A 17,993-nucleotide genomic window follows, 5' to 3' on the forward strand; every position below is an offset into this window, starting at 1 on the left:
CAAGGTATTGCCCATGGGCGGACGATCATCTGGATCCCCCCCACCGGACAGGCGGACGCCCGCCGCGCGCCCCGAGAGAACCGGGGCGCGCGAAAATCTCTTGGCAAGTGAAGGCATGAAAGTCGCCCTACTCGACGACGACGAGAGCCACAATGCGCTGGTCGCCGGTCTTCTGGGCCCGGTGGGCTATGACTGTGTCAGCTTCACCCACCCCGAGCGCCTGCTGTCCGAACTCCGGCGCCAGACCTTCGACCTGTTGATCATCGACTGGAACATGCCGGACCTGAGCGGGATCGAGACCCTGCGTCGGTTGGGCGAGATGTCTACAGCACCGCCGCCAGTGCTGCTCCTGACCAGCCGCTCGATCGAGGCGGATCTTGTTGAGGGCCTGAACGCAGGTGCCGACGACTATATCGTCAAGCCCTTGCAGCCGCAGGTTCTGCTGGCCCGGGTCAACGCCCTGGCGCGCCGGATCTATCGCCCTTCCAGCACGCCCCAGGTGGAACAACATGGTCCCTATCGCCTGGAGCCCGGCGGGCACACGGTCAGCTGGGCGGAGCGGGTTGAAACCTTGACGCCCAAGGAATTTCAGCTGGCGGTCATCCTGTTCAACAACCTGGCCCGCCCCCTGTCGCGCGACTATCTCCTGCGGCGCATCTGGGGGCAAAGGCCTGATCTGGAAACCCGGACACTCGACGCCCACGTCTCACGCCTGAGATCAAAGCTTGAGCTGCGGCCCGCCAACGGCTTTCGGCTGACCACAGTCTACGGCTTCGGCTATCGTCTTGAGGCCTGCAACCCTCAGGCTCAAGCCGAGGCCAATGCCGGACCCGGAGCCCTGCGAGCATGATGTCCAAGCGCGATATGGTTCTCGTCGCCGCTGGCGCCCTCGCCACCGGTCTCTGGCTGCCTGCTGCAAATCGCGCCGTGGCCGCGCCGCCCCTCGACGTACCGGTCGCCTATGTGGTCAAGCCGGGGGACACCCTGATCGGCCTGGCCTCCGCCTATCTCAACAAGCCCGATGACTACCGGCTGGTGCAGGCCGCCAATCAGATCGCCCGGCCCCGCGCCCTGAAAATCGGCTCGACCCTGCAGATCGACCCCCGGCTGCTCAAGAGCACGCCCATCAGTGCCCGCCTGAGTGCCGTCAGCGGCCAGGTCGACCTTGAAACCAATGGGGCCCGCACCCCGGCGCGCGCCGGCATGGTTCTGGTCGAGGGCCAGAGACTGATCACGGGCAAGGGTGGCTTCGCCACCTTTGAAATGGCCGACGACTCGCGCGTTACCCTGCCCTCCAACACCAGCCTGCGCATCGAGCGCATGCGACAGACCCTCCTCAACAACGCCCCCCAGCGGGTCTTCCACCTCGATCAGGGCCGCGGCACAATTTCGGCGACCCCGAACACCAGCCCGGGTGGCCGGTTTGAAGTTCGCACGCCGGTCTCGATCTCGGCAGTGCGCGGCACGGAGTTTCGCGTCGGCCAGGACCCCTCCGGTGGCCAGGCCCAGACCGAGGTGCTGAAAGGCGTGGTTGGCGTTGATCTGGCCTCGGGGTCGGGTGGCGGCGAGCCGGTTCCTGCCGGCTTCGGGGTCAGCGCAACGCCGAGCGGCGTCAGCGGACCAGTGGCGCTCCTCCCGGCGCCGAGACTGGGCGAAGGTGGCCAGAGACAGAGCGAGGCCATCGTCCGCTTCAAGATCCAGCCGGTCGACAAGGCCGTCGCCTATCGCCTGTCACTGGCCCGCGACGCCGGGTTCATCGACGTGATCGCCGAGGCCACAACCCAGACCACCACCCAGGTCCCGACGGCCGAGTTCGGCGAAGTGCCCAATGGCACCTATTTTCTCCGCCTGACCGCCCTCGATCAGGGCGGCCTCGAAGGCTTGCCTGCGGACTACAGTTTCGACCGCGATCTCGATGTGCTGGAGCCCGGCGCCTCGCCGAGCCCGCAGGCCGCCGGAAAGCACAGGCACTTCCTGTTCCGCTGGAGCGCCGCCGGCGAAGGGGTCCGCACCTATCGGTTCCAGTTGTTTGCCGACGGTGAAACAGCCTCGCCCATCATTGATCAGCCCGGCCTGTCGGAGCCGCAACTGACCCTGACCGATCTGGCACCCGGCACCTATGGCTGGAGGATCAGTGCCGTACGATTCAAGGATGGCGCTTTCACCGAGAAGGTCGGGCCGATCCAGACCCTGCAGATCGGTCGCTAGGCCTTGAACGCGTCGGAGAGACTGACCACGCCTGCGTCAGCCGCGCCGCGCCGGCGTCTACTGGTCTGGTTGCTGGTGGCGATCCTGACCAGCCTGGCCCTGGGGGCCCTGACCGCCAGTCCCCTGACGACCCGCCTGGACAACATCGTCTATGATGCGCTTCAGCGCGCCACATCCAGACCCGTTGATCCGTCGATTCTGGTCGTGGAAGTCGATGAACCCAGCCTGCGGGCCATGGGGGCCTGGCCCTGGCCGCGCGACGTCCACACCCAAATGATTGACCGCCTCTCCCGGGCTGGAGCCAGAACCATCATCTATGATGTTCTGTTCAGCCAGCCATCGGCGGTGCCCGGCGAGGATGTGGCCCTGGGCGACGCCATTACCCGGTCGGGACGGGTCTTTCTGCCGCAATTCATTGAGCCCGGTGCCGGCGAGAGCGCGCTACCCCAGATTGTAGGCCCTCGGCCCGAGATCGCCCGGGGCGCTGCCGGTCTGGGCCTGGTACATGTGACCTTCGATACGGACGGGGTCGTCCGACGCATGTCGCCGTTCGAGCCACTGGGCGCAGACCTGCATCCCGACCTGATGACAGTGGTCCATCGCGCCACCCACGCAATCGACGCCCGCGACATCACCCGGGGTGCCGAGACCAGTCTGCTGATCCCCTTCGCCGGCGGTCCGGATCGCTTTGCGCGCCTGTCGTTCGCCAGCGTTCTGGCGGGCGAGATCCCTGCCGAGCTTCTGGCCGGCCGGACTGTCTTTGTCGGCATGACGGCCCCCGGCCTTGGTCCAGCCTTTCCGACCCCCGTCACCCCGGATGCCGCCAGCATGACGGGCGTACAGCTTCAGGCCAGCATCCTGAATGGGCTGCGCAGCGGCACGATGATCCGACCGGCCGGAGCGGGCAGCCGCCTCGCCTTTGGCCTGAGTCTTCTCTGGCTGCTGCTGGCAGGATTGCTGGTGCTGCCGCCGCGCGCCAACCTGATGCTGGTGCTCGGACTGTCGGCCCTGGCCCTGATCGTGAGCGCCGGACTGTTCTGGCAAATGGGCATTTGGCTGTCGCCCGTAGCGACCATGCTCGGCCTGGCGACGGTGTCGCTGGTCTGGGGATGGGGGCAACTGGGACGCGTCAGTGATCTGCTGGGCCGGGAATTGCGCCGCCTGCTGCCCGTCGCCCAGACAGCGCCTGCCGGAGGCTTCGAGAGCGATCTGGTCGCTCGCCAGGCCCTCAGCCTGGGGGCAGCGATCCACCGCATAGAGGACCTGCGCCGCTTTTCGGCAGACGCTCTGTTCAGCCTGCCCGACGCCACCCTGGTGCTCGACGTTCGGCGCTGCGTGGTCGCCGCCAATGCCGCCGCCCAGACCCTGCTTAAAGGATACCATCCCTATCTGGCCGGTGCCTCCGCCGCATCCTTGCTCAACAGCCTTGAGCCGCTCGGCCGGAGCTTTGACGAGTCCTGGCCGCCGGAAGCCGAGCGCATCGACGCCATCGACCTGCATCTGATCGACGGCCGCGCCTACCAGTCCCAGTGCGTCTATCGCAGGGACGAACGTGGGGAGAGTGCCGGCTGGATCGTGCGGCTGGCCGACATCACCACCCTGACGGCCGCGATGCGCCAGAGAGAGCAGGCCCTGCAACTGCTGACTCACGACATGCGCTCGCCCCAGACCTCGATCCTGGCCCTGCTGGCCACGACGCCCGACCTGCCCGACGAGGTTTCAGAGCGGCTCGCCGCCTGTGCTCGCCGGACCCTGGCCCTGGCGGACGGCTTCGTACAACTGGCGCGCGCCGAGGTGACGCCCGTCGCCATGGAGCCGCTGGATCTCAGCGATGTGGCGACCGAGGCCGTGGACGAGCTCTGGCCGCAATGTCGCCAGCGACGCATCGAGATCGAACAGGATGGCTGCGACACGCCGCAAATGGTTCTGGGCGATCGCAGTGTCCTGGCCCGCGCCCTGGTCAATCTGATCGGCAATGCCGTCAAGTACAGCCCGGAGGGCTCTCACATCGGGGTTTCGGTCCGCGCGACCAAGGCCGATGGACGCGGCTTTGTCGATGTCGCCATCAGCGATCAGGGGCCCGGCCTGTCGGCAGAAGAAGCCGCCACGGCCTTCAGGGCCTTTCAGCGGTTTGACCGCCCCGGCTCCGAGGCCGCTGGCGGGGTTGGTCTGGGCCTGGCCTTTGTCGAGGCAGCTGCGGCGCGACATGGCGGCGGCGTGCTTTGCAGCAGTGCGCCGGGTGCCGGCGCGACCTTTACGCTCAGACTTCCGGAGTACCGACCGGACTAAGGCGCGCTTGCGGTTAAGGCCCTGGCCAGCCGCTCGGCCGTGACATCGGCGTTCGTATCGTCAGAGCGCACCGTCGCCCAGGCCACGGGACGGCCTGATGCGACGTCAATCACAACAGCCGTCGCCGTCTGGCTGATACCGCGATGTCTCCAGAAACCCGGGCGGGAGGGTGCGCTGCGCCAAGCGGTCTCCTTCAGGCTTGGACCCGCAAGGTTTGAGATGCCGACGGCCGGTGCTGAATGCCCGATGCCGACCTGGAGCAGGTAGGCCGGAGGCTCGCGCCCCGCCACGTCAATGCCCTCTGCCGCCAGGCGCTTGAGGACCCCCGCCTGGACCGACCCTGCCAGGGCGGCATCGGCCGCTGACGAAGGGCCGACCAGCGAGGCCAGACTGCGACCACGCACGGTCGAAAGACTGCCCTCGCGGACGACAGCCGGGGCCGAGGCACACCCGCCCAGGGTCAGGGCGGCCAGAAGGCTCAGGATCGAGTTTCGCATGTCATGCCTCCCCTTACGCTTCGCCGCTGCTCCTGACGGTCGACAAGCCTAGCGGCCGTTCCGTTCGAGGTCATCCGACGACAAGGCGTGGAGTTCTAGAGCGGAGCTGTCCGGCCAAGGATCGTCCAAAGGCCCCAGATTACCAGGGCCCATAGGCCGAGACTGGCCAGCACGGACAGGACAAAACCCAACAACCAGCGCAAGCTCGGTGGTCGCTGAGGGAAAAACCCTATGCGATCAACCCTGTGGGACATTCTGACCACCGCCTTCAAGGACCTTCCGCGCCACTGCGCAGCAGCGCATGGGCCTGGTCGGTCAGAGCCCAACGGCGGCTCGACGGCCCGAAGGGCAGATGCAGCAGGCCATGCGAACCCGGGACGCCCATGGCACCGCAATAGGTGGAAAAGGCCAGGTCGAGCTCCTGCCCCAGAGAGGCCGGCGGTCGGTAGATGCCGCGCCGCTTGGCGACCAGGGCCACCACCATGTCGCGATGGGCTGCCCCGCCCAGGGCCAGAAGCGCCTCGGTGATTTCCTGGACCAGTGGATTGAGTATGGCCACCTTCGAGCCCTTGGCCTCTTCGACCCAGACGCTGATTTTTGCCGGCTTCATCTTCGGTCCCCCACCGTTACCGGCTGTTAGAGAGCATCGCTTCAGCACTCGCCAGACCAGGACCCCCCGATTTTACAAAGCGTTACAAAGCCCTCCCGGCACATCCCGATGACAGGGCTGATTGGCGGGCCGAACACTGAGCTACGCCGCCTGCCCGCAGGCTCCGTCGTGCTGATCCTGGCGGCTGTCATGATGGCGTCTCAGACGATCGCGATAAGGCCGTTTTCTCGCCAAGCCGCGCGCGCCAACCAGGGGCCTTCCATGACTCACCGACGTCGGCTCGCCGCCGCCAGCGCCCTCATCGCCCTGATGACCACAGGTCAGGTCCGCGCCGAGACAGCGACCCAGGCCGATGTGGCTCCGAGCATCAGCGTCGCCCCGGTGGGCGCAACGGTCCCCACCGCTCAGGGCGGCAGCAATGCGGCCGCCCTGCTCTACAACCGTGTCGATCCTGGCAGCAGCATCATCGCCGCGACCGGTGAGCTGGGCGGGCTGGAGTTCTACGGCCTGGACGGAGGGTTCAAGTCTGCCCTGGCCGGCGGCGAGACCTATGGTGTGGATGCACGCGAGATTGGCGGACGCACCGTCCTGGCCGTACTGGATCGTCAGGCGGGCCGCATCCGCCTGTCGGCCTATGATTTCGCCACGGGCCAGGCCCAGACCCTGGACGCCCGGCCACTGCTGCTGGGCTATGCCGGCGAAGGCGTCTGCCTGCATCAAAGCCCGCGCGACGGATCGCTCTACGCCTTCACCCTGGGCGGTGAGGGCCAGCTGGACCAGTGGTTGCTCTACCCCACGGCTGACGGAAAACTGGATGGCCGCATTGTGCGCCGCCTGCATCTGTCCTCCGAAGCCAAGTACTGCGTCGCGGATGATGCCAGCGGCCGCCTCTATGTCGCCCAGCAGGCGGTTGGCGTCTGGCGCTATGATGCCGATCCCGAGGCCGAGACCGTGGCGACGGTGGTCGACATCAACCGGCTGGGCCGGATCAAGGGTGAAGTCGGCGGCCTGGCCATCCTGAACGGTGGCACCGAAGGCAACTATCTGATCGCCGCCAATGCCGATGCCGGCGACTACAATGTCTATGATCGCAATGCCGATGATCGGTTCCTTGGAACCTTCCGGATCCAGGTCAACGGGATCGATGCAATCGAGGGTCCCTCCGGCCTGTTCGGGGCGCGGGCACCCGTCGGTCAGGGCCTGCCGGGCGGCGCGCTGCTGGTTACGGATGACCGCAAGGTCGGGGCCAATACGCGTATCCTGTCCTGGCAGGACGTCGCCGCTGCCCTGAAGGTCTCGCCGGGTCAGGCAGCGCCGGCTTCTGCGCCGGACAAACTGGCCCTGGTGCAGCCGACCATGGAGACCCAGCCGGTCGAAAACGGCGGTGATGCCGCCGACGATCCGGCGATCTTCGTCCACCCGACGGACCCGACCCGAAGTGCGATCATCGCGACCGACAAGAAGGGCGGCCTGCTCGTCTATGACCTCAAGGGCAAGCCCCTGCAGTATCTGCCCGACGGCAAGCTGAACAATGTCGACCTGCGCAGCGGGTTCCGGCTGGGCGGCAAGGACGTGACCCTGGTCACGGCCAGTGACCGAACCCGCAAGGCCATCGCGATCTACAGTTTCGATCCCGATACCCTGCGTCTGACCAGCGTCGCGGACGGCCTTCAGCCCACCGGCCTGTCCGACCCCTATGGCCTGTGCATGTATCGCAACCGGAAGGGCGCGACCTTCGTCTTCATCAGCGATCCCGATGGCGGCGTCCGTCAGTGGAAACTGGTCGCCACGCCCGCAGGAACAGTGAAAGCCGAAAAGGTTCGGGACCTGAAGTTCGACACCCAGACCGAAGGCTGCGTCGCCGACGACGAGACCGGTGCCCTCTATGTCGCCGAAGAAGACCTCGCCCTGTGGAAACTCGGGGCCGAGCCCAGATCCGGCGCGACCCGCAAGGCGATCGCCCGCGTCAGCGACAACCCTGCCCTCAAGGACGACCTTGAAGGCGTTGGCCTCTATGCCCAGGCGGGCGGCAAGGGCTACCTCGTGCTCTCCAGCCAGGGCAATAACAGCTACGCCGTGTACCGCCGCGAAGGCGACAACGCCTATGTCGGCAGTTTTGCGATCAATGCCGATGGCAAGACCGGCATAGACGGCGTTTCCGAGACCGACGGCCTGGAGGTGACCAGCGCCTCGCTGGGCGCGGGTCTCGAGGGGGGAGCCTTCATCGCCCAGGACGGTCGCAATGTCTCACCGCCCGAGAACCAGAACTTCAAGCTCGTTCCCTGGTCCGCAATCGCCGCGAAGCTTGGTCTGAAATAGCCCCAAGCTCGATCGCCCAGGTGACTCCTTTTGGCTGAAAGCAAGGCCACAAGGCTGGGAAGCGATAGCCAGCGAGTAGCCGCAGTAACGCCCCGTTCACCTTAACGGGCGCTCAATCTGTCAGTGTCCAAACGCCGCAAGGCGTTCAGGATTGCGGCGAAGCGTGGCCCCGGCTAGCTTTCTTCTAAGGTCGGGGGACGTGTTTCATGGGTAGGTGCCGCCATGGCGTTTGATGTCTCCCAGTCTGAGCCCCTTGACGCAACGGGCTCGGAAACTCCGCAGTCCTATCTGAACGCGGACGCCCGAAGTGGCGTCACGGTCAATGGCAAGCCCAGCCTTACGGTCGAAACTGCCGGATTGACCCTAGTGGGTTTTGAGCCCGGCTGGTCCTCCGCGCTCGGCGAGGCTTACGTCATTGGTTATGCTTTCCGGTCCACAGAACCGGCGACCATGCCAACCGATACGGTCGGGTTCTCGCGCTTCAATGCGGCTCAAATTCAACAGGCAGAGCTCGCCCTGACCTCCTGGTCGGATGTCGCCAACATTACCTTTATCCGGATTGGATCAGGTACGACTGGCGAGGAGGCCTATTCGAATAACGCCTCCATCCTGTTCAGCAACTATTCGAGCGGGGTCGACGGCGCGACGGCCTTCGCTTACCTGCCGGGAAATCCGGCTTTTAGCTCGCGATCAGGCGACGTCTGGGTCAATGTCTCGAAGGGCTATAATGCGACGCCGACCGCCAACAATTACGGCGGTTCCGTCCTCGTGCATGAAATTGGTCATGCCATCGGCCTGAGCCACCCTTCTGACTATGATGCAGCCGACGGCACAGATTTCACCTACGCAGCCAATGCCGAATATTATCAGGACTCTCGCCAGTACACGGTGATGAGCTATTTCAGTGAGGGCAATACGGGTGCGAACTATCAAGGCCGCTATGCTTCGGCCCCACAACTCGACGACATCGCCGCCGCCCAAGCGGAGTACGGGGTCAATGTGACAACGCGCACCGGCGATACGACCTACGGCTTCAATTCAAATGCCGGACGTCCCTGGTTCGAGATTTCCAGCGCCAGCACCAAGGTGATATTCGCCGTCTGGGATGCCGGCGGCACGGATACCTTCGACTTTTCCGGCTACACCAACCCTCAACTGATCGACATCCGCCAGGGACACTTCTCGGACGTCGGAGGGCTGGTTGGCAATGTGGCCGTGGCCATGGGGGCCCAAATCGAAAATGCCCGCGGCGGGTCGGGTGCAGACACCCTTACCGGCAACTCACTCGGCAACTGGCTGCGTGGCGAAGCCGGGAACGATGTGATCAACGGCCTCGCCGGCGACGATCGTCTGGACGGCAATGACGGCAATGACACCATCACCGGCGGTGATGGCTTCGACCAGATCAACGGCAATATCGGCAACGACGAGGCCCATGGCGGCAATGGCACGGACTGGGTTGTCGGGGGCCAGAACAACGATCAGCTGTTCGGCGATGCCGGTGACGACATCGTCTATGGCAATCTGGGCAATGACGTCTGCTATGGCGGCGCGGGCAATGACATTGTTCGCGGCGGTCAGGGCGATGATGTCCTGTCCGGCGATGATGGCAATGACTGGCTCGCTGGTGACCGCGGTGCCGACAACATCACCGGCGGTGCCGGGGCAGACATCTTCTACAGCTTCACCGGCGCAGGATCGGACCTGATCACCGACTTCAGCCGCGCCCAGGGCGACCGCATCCAGCTGGATGCGGGTCAGGCCTATACGGTCTATCAGAGTGGACTGAACACCGTCATTGACCTCGGCGGTGGCGACCAGATCATCCTGGCAGGCTTCAGCGTTACGTCCCTGACCGGCGACTGGCTGATCTTCGGCTAGAAGGGAGCGTCGCCGACAATCGTCACGCGCTCGACGATCCTCTCCTGGGGCCAGTAGTCCAGAATGGCATAGTGCTGGGTGGCCCGATTGTCCCAGAACACGATCGCATTGGGCGTCCAGCGGAACCGCACCTGGTACTCGGGCGTCTTCACCCGATCGAGCAGGTCGGCCAGCAGCGCCTGCGCCTCATCCTCCGGCAGCCCGAGGATCCGGGTCGTGAAAACCTTGTTGACGAACAGGTGCTTCTCGCCGGTCTCGGGGTGGGTCCGGACGACAGGGTGGACCGCCGGCGGGTGGGCGGCCCGCAACTCGTCTCGCTTGGCCTGGTCGACGCGATAGCCATAGCTTTGCAGGATGTCGTGCTCGGCCGTCAGGTCCGCCAACCGGTCCTTCAGGGCCTGGGGCAGGTCCCGATAGATGGCGGCCGTATCAGCGAACAGGGTGTCACCGCCCAGAGGGGGCAGATGTCGAGCCCGCAACACCCCACCCATGGAGGGTGCGGGCCGGAAGGTCACGTCGGTGTGCCACTTGTTGGCCGCGCGGACGAGCGGCACGATCTCTTCGCGCAGCTTCATGCCGTCGGCCGCTTCGATGTGCAGGATCTCCGGGAATCCGGGCACGTGGGCGGTGACCGGATGCCCCTCAAGATCGCCGAAATAGCGGCCAAAACGGACATGGTCTTCGTGACTGATGTCCTGGTCGCGGAAGAAAACGACCTTGTGGCGCAGGAGAGCCGACCGGATCGCAGCGACCGTCTCGGGCGACAGGGGCTGGCGCAGGTCCAGCCCGGATATCTCCGCGCCGAGCACGGTGCTCACGGGCGTCACGGTCAGGCCGGCATAGTCAGGCGTTTCGGTCGCAGCGATGGGGGCGTGGGCGTTCATGACGGTCCTCCCGGAGCGCCGTCCATGCTGACGGCCTGTCCTTGCCTCGAGCCTACGCCGCCCCCCATTCCGCTCAACGAAGTTTTTCTCCTAGGCGGGGACGATCCACTATACCGGGCCAGTCCAAACGAGGCCCATGCCCACCATGTCATCTGACACCCGCGTCTTTGTCAGCGCCTCGGCGGCAGAGCCGTTTGCAGCCGCCAAGCTGTCCAAACGGCTGGTACCCCTGCTTTCAGCCACCTTCGAGGGTGGCTTCATCCCCGGCGTCAACACTTCGGACTGGAGCAGCCTGGGACCTGGCGCCCGCATGGCCGGCCCGTTCATGTCGCCCGCCTGGCGGTCGATCGCGGCTGTCGGTCGGTTTGAGCGCCTCCCTCTGACCTATCATGGCTTTGCCCGCAGGGTGGCCGCGACCCGCTATGCAGCGGGGCTGTTCATGATCACCCCGCCCGACACCTCGGGTGTCTCAAGCTTCGGCACGACAGCCGACTTTCCGCCAACAGCGCTCGACCGATGCGACCTTCGGATCGGGGTCATCAATCCGTCCATGCCGCGCCTGCCTGGGTCACCGACTGTGCCCTTGAGTGTCTTCGACGAGGTGATCGAGCTCGACACGCCCCTGGCCGATTATGGGGTTCGCCTGCCCGGGGCGATCGAACGCCAGATTATCGACCATGTCGTCGGGATGATCCCCAATGGCGCGACCCTGCAGGCCGGCATAGGCCGGCTGGGTGACGCCCTGTGGCCAGGACTTTCCGGCAAGGAGGGCCTTTCCCTGCATAGCGGCATGATCTGCGATCCTGTGGCGAGCCTGATCCGGGAGGGCGTCTTCGCCCATATCAGGACAGGCAGCCTGCTGGGCTCGCGCGACTTCTATGCCCAGGCCGCCGACCTGCCCGGCGTCACCATGGCCCCGGCGCTCGAGACTCACGATCCCGAACGGCTGGGCGAGATCCCGGCCCTTGTCGCGGTCAATTCGGCGATCGAGGTCGATCTGCTGGGTCAGGTCAATGCCGAATGGGTGGACGGCGAGGCGATCTCGGGTCCAGGCGGCCTGCCCGACTTCATTGAAGGTGCCAGCCGCTCGCCCGGCGGGCTGCCGATCATCGCCCTCGGCTCGACGGCAAAAGGTGGTGCCCTTAGCCGGATCGTTCCACGCCTGTCAGTGCCTGTCACCTTGCCGGCCACCGAGGTCGGCATCGTCGTGACGGAACATGGCGCAGTCGATCTGCGGCCCCTGCAGGGCGAAGCCCGGGCCATGGCCCTGATCGAGATCGCGGCACCCGATCATCGCACTGCCCTCCAAAGGGCCTGGCACCGTGGCGTCTGACTAGAGTTCCAGAACCTTGGGATCGGGACCGGCACTATCCGGACCATCCTGAAGCTCTGTGCGCCGGGCCCCCTCCAGGTCCGCCCGGGAAAGATCCGTCTCGCCGAACCCAACCTCTCGCAGATCGGCATAGCGCAGACAGGCTTCCGTCAGCTCCGTGGGCTTTTCGCGGTCAGCCTTGAAGGGCAGAGCGCTCAATTGTGCGCGACGCAGATCGGCCTGTTTCAGGGTTGCGCCGTTCAGGTTTGCGCCCCGCAGATCCGCATCACGCAGGTCCGCGCCCCGGAAATCCGCACCCTCCAGCAGTGCGCCCTGCAGCGATATCCGGCGAAGATCCATGCCGGCCAGACAGGCGTTCCTGGCGCTGACCGCCGTCAGGAATGCGCCGGCCATCTCGACCATGGGCCGGAGGTCCTCGCCATCCAGCACCGCAGCCTCGCCAGACTTGCCGCCGGAGGTCACCCATTCGCGATGGGCTGCCAGCTTGACAAAGATCTGGGCCGCCCGCGCGCTGGCCTCCGCGTCCGGATCGCAGAGGCATCGGTCCATGACCGCGCCCATGGTGCGGGCCTGGGTCAGGTCGACGCGTGTGAGGACGGCATCGCTGAAATCCGCACTTTCCAGATTGGCTCCTCGCACATCGACATTGTCGATGACGGCACCGCGCAAGCGCGCATTCTTGAGATTGGCGCCGACCAGCTTTGCGCCGCGCATGGAACAGTCCGAAAAGTCGGCCGCCGCCGCCGAGACGTCATCCAGCCGGGTCTGATGCAGCACCGCGCCCGAAACATTGGCTCCATCCATCTGACCGGCAGAGACCTTGTGGCGAAGGACGGCAAACTGGGTGTCTTCATCGGAAATGGCGATGCGGCCCGCCCGAAGATCGGCCTGGGTCATGTTGGCATGCGCCAGATTGGCCCCCTTGAGCCTGGCACCTCGCATGTCGGCATTGGCCAGGGAGGCACCGACGAAACTGCTCGCCTGCAGATCCGCCCCGAAAAGACAGGCCCGAACCAGCCGCGCGCGATCGAACTTGCACCGGATCAATGTGCTGCCGGTCAGATCCGCATCGCTCAGGTCGCGCCCCGAAAGATCGACATCTTCCATGATCGCGAAGCGCAGAACCAGTCGCCGGCCGCCCGGCTTGCGCGCCACGAACCAGGCGTGAGCCGCAGCCATGAGCTCGGCCTCGCGCTGATTGACGCGGATTCGCTCCGTAGGCTTCACCGGCTTGGCGACCACTGGCACCCAATCTCCCGAGCGGCGAAGGCCAGGCTCGTCTGGTCGGGAGCATGGGATCAAAGGGTTTAAATTCGGTCCACCGGCGAGTTTGACCTGGCCGGTTGGTCATGCGGTCGAAACCACTGGCGCGAGACAAGTCCGCACTGGAAACATGGACCCATGATTCTCGAAGGAAAAACTGAGCCCCAGAAGAAGCGGCGCCCCCATATCGGTGCCCGCATCAAGTCGCGGCGCAAGGCCCTGGGCCTGACCCTGCAGGAACTGGCCGAAAGGTCGGGCCTGTCCAAACCCTTCCTTTCCCAGGCCGAGCGGGACCTGACGACACCGTCCCTGATGTCGATGCTGGCCCTGGCCAAGGGACTGCAGGTCGAGGTCTCCTATTTCATGGAGATCCCCCAGGCTCAGGACATGGTTCGCCGGGCCGACAATCCAGCCCAGATCGCCGTGGCTTCGCCGGTCACCTATTACGACCTGTCATCGGCCCTGCCGGACCGCAAGCTGGACGCCGTCCTGATGCGCATTCCGCCCGGCCACTGCTTTCCCGTCGATACCCGCAATGGCGAGCACTTCCGCTATGTGCTCCAGGGCGAACTTCATGCCCGGGCCGGCGACATCCAGACCGTGCTCAAGGCCGGCGACAGCATGCACTTTGATGCGCGGGCCCCGCACACGGTCGAGAACCGCTCCGACCAGGAGGCGCTGTTGCTCTATGTCGGAACGCCCAGCGTGCTGCAGCGCGGCGCGCCTTCAGATCCCGCCTAGTTCATCCCGGGGTCAAGGTCACCGATCGGCATGCCGGGCGGAGTCTCGGGCTTAAGGCGTGCCTCGCCCAGAACCTTCGTCATCTCATCGGCGTTGCGGATCAGCCCGGCCAAACGCAGGTTCAGGGCGCGGTCAGACCCATCCGCCCCGGGCGCAGCCTTCAGGCGGGTCGCCAGGTCTGCCAGCTTCAGGTCAATCTCTGCGGCAGCCTGGGGCGAGCGCTTCACGTCCCGGGCCGCAGCGGCCAGGTTCAGCACAGTGCGCCAGCGCACGCGCCTGGCAATCTCGGCCTGGCGACCGGACGCCGGCGCAAAAACCGTGGCCAGCAGGGTGTCGACCACTTCTCCGACACCGGGCTGGTTCGGGTCGCGGCGATGCTGATCGACCAGCCGGGCGAGACGGTCCGGCGCCAGTAGCGGGTCCAGAGCCAGGCCTGCGGCGACATCGGCAGCCACCAGAGGATCGAACACCGGCCCGCCCATGCCGGCGAAAACTTCGATGACGTGCTGGCGATCCGTTTCGCCCGACTGACCGCCGGACAGAAGCGGGATCAGGGCTTCCGGCGTATCGAGCTCGGCCGGAGCCAGGGTCGCCATCAGGGCCGCCAGGGCGGCGCGCTGCCGATCGGCGGCCACCAGGGGCGCGACCTGACCGGCATCGCCCTTGACGGCATAGCTGTACTCAATGCCTGCCACCTGCTTGACCGTCGCCTCGACCTGGTAGCGATGCAGCAGATAAATCGGCACATATTTGCGCTTGAGGGTTTCGACTGTTTCGCCGGGCTTCAGGGCGTTGAGGCCGAACTGGTCGAGGGCGACGCGCCGCACGCCGATCATGCGGCGAAGCTCCGCGACCGAGTCTGCGCCGTCATCCCAAAGCGCGCCCCAGGGCTGACCTGAATTGGGCCCCCGCGCATCGCTGTCAGTGATGTACCGCAGGGTGTTGGCGGCGGCCTTGGCGGCCAGGGTCGTCTTGGGTGCCTCGCCATAAAGCCAGTCGACCGTGAACCGGTCCCAGGCCCCGATGCCCACACCATAGGCGTCGGACAGGTCGATCTTGCCCTCGGTCACCTTCACTCGCGGCGCCGGGTAGTCCATGACCGACGCGCGGTCCTGGGTCGAGGCGGCGAAATTGTGAGCAAAGCCCAGCGAGTGGCCGACCTCATGGGCGGACAATTGGCGTAGCCGCGCCAAAGAGACCAGGATCGGATCGTTGGGGCCGCCCTTGCCGATCTGGTCGGCCCCCACCAGCCCCTCAAAGATCAGCATGTCCTGGCGCACGCGCAGCGCGCCCAGGATCACCGAACCCTTGAGGATTTCCCCTGTGCGGGGGTCAGAGACCGACTGTCCCATGGACCAGCCGCGGGTCGCGCGATCGACCCAGTTGATGACGTTGTAGCGCACGTCCAGTGGATCGACGCCCTCGGGCAGGACCTCGACGCGGTAGGCATCCTTGAAGCCCGCCGCCTCGAAGGCCTTGGCCCACCAGGCCGCGCCCTCGACCAGGGCCGAGCGGATCGGCTCCGGGGCAGCGCGATCGACATAGAAGACGATCGGCTTCTTGACGGTCGAGACCGCCGCCGTCGGATCGGTCTTCTCCAGCCGGAACCGGCGCGCCCACCGACCGACAATGTCGTCGCCGAGCGGCACGGCATAGTCCAGTCCGACCACGCCCCAGGTCCCGGTCCGAGGATCAAAGGCGCGCGGCACGAAACCCGGCTCGGGGAGCTTCACCAGCGAATGACGAACGGTCAGGGTGATCAGCTTGGGATCGGGGGCGATGTTGCGGGTTTCCGGCCCGGGCGTGTCAGAGGCGAAGGTCTGACGGGCTTCGAGCTCGATGTTCTCCGGGAAGACCCTGACCGCCGCCGGATCCGCAACGGACAGGTCGGAGACCAGTCTGAACCCTGGCTCACCGGCCTGTTTCAGGGCATCCACCGCGCCGATCACGTCACGGGTCAGGAAACTGGAGATATCGACCAGGATCCGTCCGTCCGGCGTCTCTGAGGCCACCTCCCCGGCCCAGACGGTCGAGACCGCGAAGGACTCGCGCGCTGCGATCTGTTCGGCGGCGGGCGCACCGACCGCGGTGAACTTGGGGTTCTCATACTCGGCGATGACCTTCTTGCCGATCCGGCGGAAGACCAAAACCTGGGTGTCGCCGAGGGCGGCGCGATCTAGACCGACCGGCGCCGAGCCCAGGCCTGTGCGCAGGGACGCGACATAGAGGAAGCGGCCGCTGACCCCGTCGGAATCCGGCTTGGGCAGGGACAGCAGGATCCGCCCCTTGGCCTTGTCGATGTGAACCGGCAGCAGGCCGTCCAGACGCGTGGTCCCGGACAGGGAAGCATCGGCGACAGGCGGCTTGTCTTTCGCCGCAGCCAGAACCGGCGACGCCGCCGTGAAAACCAGGGCCGCTGCCAGGGCGGCGCGGCTGACGGATCCGAACTTCATGAAGGCCCCCAAGGTCAAACATCCGGCTTGGCGCGCGACTCTCGCCCCGGCTTACGGTTGGACAAATCCTTTCACCCGCGCGCGCCGCGCGCCAGTGGGGCCGACGAATTTCACCTCGGCCAGAACCATCCTGTCCCGGCGGGACCTGGCTATTGCGTATCCGCGCGGCGGGCGCGCACCGCGCGCTGGCCGTCAATGTTCATGAAATAGCTGCCCATCGACGCTTTGCGGATCTCGGCCTTGGAGCCCTTTTTGGGGTTCTTGGACAGGATGGAGTCGTCGACCTGCTTCCACACTGCGCCATCGGCCAGCACGATGGTCCAGCGACCATCGGCGCCCTGGCGGGCGCTGACGACCTCGCCGATCACCCGGTCAACTTCCGTTTTCTCCTCGCTGCGGTCGAGGATGGACAGGGCCGAGAGTTCCAGACCAAAGGCCTGCCGACGGGCGGCCCGGGCCTGCTGCCGGTCGACGATGATCACCTCGCCGGTCTTTTCGGCCTTGTTGACCTGTCCGACCGCAGCATCATAGCAGGCCAGCCTTTCGGTATCGGCGACGATCGAGCGGCAGTCGAACAGCGCCTTCAAGACCGCCGGCGTCGCGGCCTTCGAGGCATCAGCCGCAACCGCCGGCATCGGCACCGCCAGGAGAACCAGCACGGCGAGCTTGGACCAGGTTTTCATGCGACCCCACAATTTGAACCGATGCATAGGAAGCGCCCAGGGCGAACCGGGCAAGCGCATCTTTGGAAATCAGGCCGACGGATTAGCGTCGCGCACCAGCCAGCCGGTCAGGGACAGGCGCTTGGTGGCGGCATAGGCCGCGACCGGCGCGACCGAATGGGCGCGGGGCACGCGAAACAGCGTCAGAACATTGAAACCGGGCATGAAGCCGCGCTCGATCTGCCCCTCGACGTCATGGAACAGCAGCTGACCGCCCCAGTCCGGTCGCCAGTCGCGGGTGAAGCCCAAAGTAAAGGCCGCCAGGCGATCATCGCGCTTGTGACTGTCGTCATGCAGCGTGAGAAAGTCGCCCGGCCGATAGTTCGAGGCCTGGACGCGGACGCCATCGACCTGGTCGCTCCCGATCACCGCCTGGCCGAAATCCAGGAAGGTCCGGCTTTGCAGGAACGCCGTGGCCTGATGGATGGGCGCTGTCGGATCGCGGGCATATTCGTCCTGCAGGGCGTAGGACAGGTGGATGAACGAGAACCCCCGAGAAGCCCGCTTCAGGGCTCCCTGCAGGAACTGACGAACCTGGGCCTCGCCGAACTTCTGAATGACCTGCGGACTGATCACGAGGGTCTCGGAGGTTTCGTCCGGGGCCACCACGTTCCAGGTCAGTCCGGCCAGGACCCCGGCGACCCTCTCGGCGTCTGCGGGCTCCAGAAAGATAGGAATCTGCACCACGCCGTCCCGCTGGAAGGCGGCCGCGAACGGCGCTGGGTCGAGACTCGGATTGATCCGGATCACCGGCAGGGTCGTGGTCATGGGGCAAACCGGCGCAAAAGGGGGT

Annotated in this window: 14 protein-coding genes; 7 read left to right on the forward strand and 7 right to left on the reverse strand. The window is 65.9% G+C overall.

All coding sequences use genetic code 11. The features are described 5' to 3' along the window. Positions 1-13 precede the first annotated feature (13 nt). The 3 genes from AQ619_RS12735 to AQ619_RS12745 are packed head-to-tail and all read left to right on the forward strand — an operon-like array spanning position 14 to position 4,497. Complete coding sequence (locus AQ619_RS12735; protein ID WP_166504235.1) at positions 14-850, forward strand: response regulator transcription factor; 837 nt, start codon at positions 14-16, stop codon at positions 848-850. Further along, the gene (locus tag AQ619_RS12740) at positions 847-2,208 is read left to right on the forward strand and encodes a FecR family protein (protein ID WP_062148168.1); all 1,362 of its coding nucleotides are present in this window, start codon (positions 847-849) and stop codon (positions 2,206-2,208) included. Before AQ619_RS12735 ends, AQ619_RS12740 begins: the two co-directional genes overlap by 4 nt. A 3-nt stretch (positions 2,209-2,211) precedes the next feature. Beyond that, the gene (locus AQ619_RS12745; RefSeq protein WP_236849471.1) at positions 2,212-4,497 is read left to right on the forward strand and encodes a CHASE2 domain-containing protein; all 2,286 of its coding nucleotides are present in this window, start codon (positions 2,212-2,214) and stop codon (positions 4,495-4,497) included. Here AQ619_RS12745 and AQ619_RS12750 read toward each other — a convergent pair. Together AQ619_RS12750 and AQ619_RS12755 are read right to left on the reverse strand one after the other, a co-directional pair. Beyond that, positions 4,494-4,994, reverse strand: a complete 501-nt coding sequence (locus AQ619_RS12750) for a hypothetical protein (protein ID WP_062148172.1) — start codon at positions 4,992-4,994, stop codon at positions 4,494-4,496. The two genes, AQ619_RS12745 and AQ619_RS12750, sit on opposite strands and share 4 nt — an antisense overlap. Positions 4,995-5,262: 268 nt before the next feature. Beyond that, positions 5,263-5,604 carry a hypothetical protein gene (locus tag AQ619_RS12755; RefSeq protein WP_062148189.1) on the reverse strand — a complete coding sequence of 114 codons (342 nt, stop codon included), beginning with the start codon at positions 5,602-5,604 and terminating at the stop codon, positions 5,263-5,265. A gap of 261 nt (positions 5,605-5,865) precedes the next feature. Here AQ619_RS12755 and AQ619_RS12760 point away from each other — a divergent pair, with 261 nt between their 5' ends. Continuing rightward, positions 5,866-7,923, forward strand: coding sequence for a phytase (locus AQ619_RS12760; RefSeq protein ID WP_084746261.1), 2,058 nt, complete (start codon positions 5,866-5,868; stop codon positions 7,921-7,923). Between the two features lie 222 nt (positions 7,924-8,145). Then, positions 8,146-9,804, forward strand: coding sequence for a M10 family metallopeptidase C-terminal domain-containing protein (locus AQ619_RS12765; RefSeq protein WP_062148191.1), 1,659 nt, complete (start codon positions 8,146-8,148; stop codon positions 9,802-9,804). Here AQ619_RS12765 and AQ619_RS12770 read toward each other — a convergent pair. After that, on the reverse strand, positions 9,801-10,688 hold the full coding sequence (locus AQ619_RS12770) for a TauD/TfdA dioxygenase family protein (RefSeq protein WP_062148195.1): 888 nt from the start codon (positions 10,686-10,688) through the stop codon (positions 9,801-9,803). The two genes, AQ619_RS12765 and AQ619_RS12770, sit on opposite strands and share 4 nt — an antisense overlap. Positions 10,689-10,833: 145 nt before the next feature. Here AQ619_RS12770 and AQ619_RS12775 point away from each other — a divergent pair, with 145 nt between their 5' ends. Then, on the forward strand, positions 10,834-12,021 hold the full coding sequence (locus AQ619_RS12775; RefSeq protein ID WP_166504236.1) for an acetyl-CoA hydrolase/transferase family protein: 1,188 nt from the start codon (positions 10,834-10,836) through the stop codon (positions 12,019-12,021). Here the strand turns inward: AQ619_RS12775 and AQ619_RS12780 are convergent, their stop codons facing one another. Continuing rightward, positions 12,022-13,269: a pentapeptide repeat-containing protein gene (locus AQ619_RS12780; RefSeq protein WP_236849472.1), complete on the reverse strand. Its 1,248-nt coding sequence runs from the start codon at positions 13,267-13,269 to the stop codon at positions 12,022-12,024. A gap of 153 nt (positions 13,270-13,422) precedes the next feature. Here AQ619_RS12780 and AQ619_RS12785 point away from each other — a divergent pair, with 153 nt between their 5' ends. Continuing rightward, positions 13,423-14,025: a helix-turn-helix domain-containing protein gene (locus AQ619_RS12785; protein WP_062148203.1), complete on the forward strand. Its 603-nt coding sequence runs from the start codon at positions 13,423-13,425 to the stop codon at positions 14,023-14,025. On the opposite strand, the gene AQ619_RS12790 is transcribed toward AQ619_RS12785, so the two are convergent. The 3 genes from AQ619_RS12790 to AQ619_RS12800 form a co-directional block, all read right to left on the reverse strand. Further along, entirely contained in the window at positions 14,022-16,478 is a 2,457-nt protein-coding gene (locus AQ619_RS12790; protein ID WP_166504237.1) for a zinc-dependent metalloprotease, read from the reverse strand. The two genes, AQ619_RS12785 and AQ619_RS12790, sit on opposite strands and share 4 nt — an antisense overlap. A 149-nt stretch (positions 16,479-16,627) precedes the next feature. Further along, positions 16,628-17,161 carry a hypothetical protein gene (locus tag AQ619_RS12795; protein ID WP_062151654.1) on the reverse strand — a complete coding sequence of 178 codons (534 nt, stop codon included), beginning with the start codon at positions 17,159-17,161 and terminating at the stop codon, positions 16,628-16,630. 69 nt (positions 17,162-17,230) lie between these two features. Continuing rightward, the gene (locus AQ619_RS12800) at positions 17,231-17,968 is read right to left on the reverse strand and encodes a 2OG-Fe(II) oxygenase family protein (RefSeq protein ID WP_062148208.1); all 738 of its coding nucleotides are present in this window, start codon (positions 17,966-17,968) and stop codon (positions 17,231-17,233) included. Between the last annotated feature and the right edge of the window lie 25 nt (positions 17,969-17,993).

Origin of the sequence: Caulobacter henricii, from assembly GCF_001414055.1 — a bacterium.
Taxonomy (GTDB): domain Bacteria; phylum Pseudomonadota; class Alphaproteobacteria; order Caulobacterales; family Caulobacteraceae; genus Caulobacter; species Caulobacter henricii.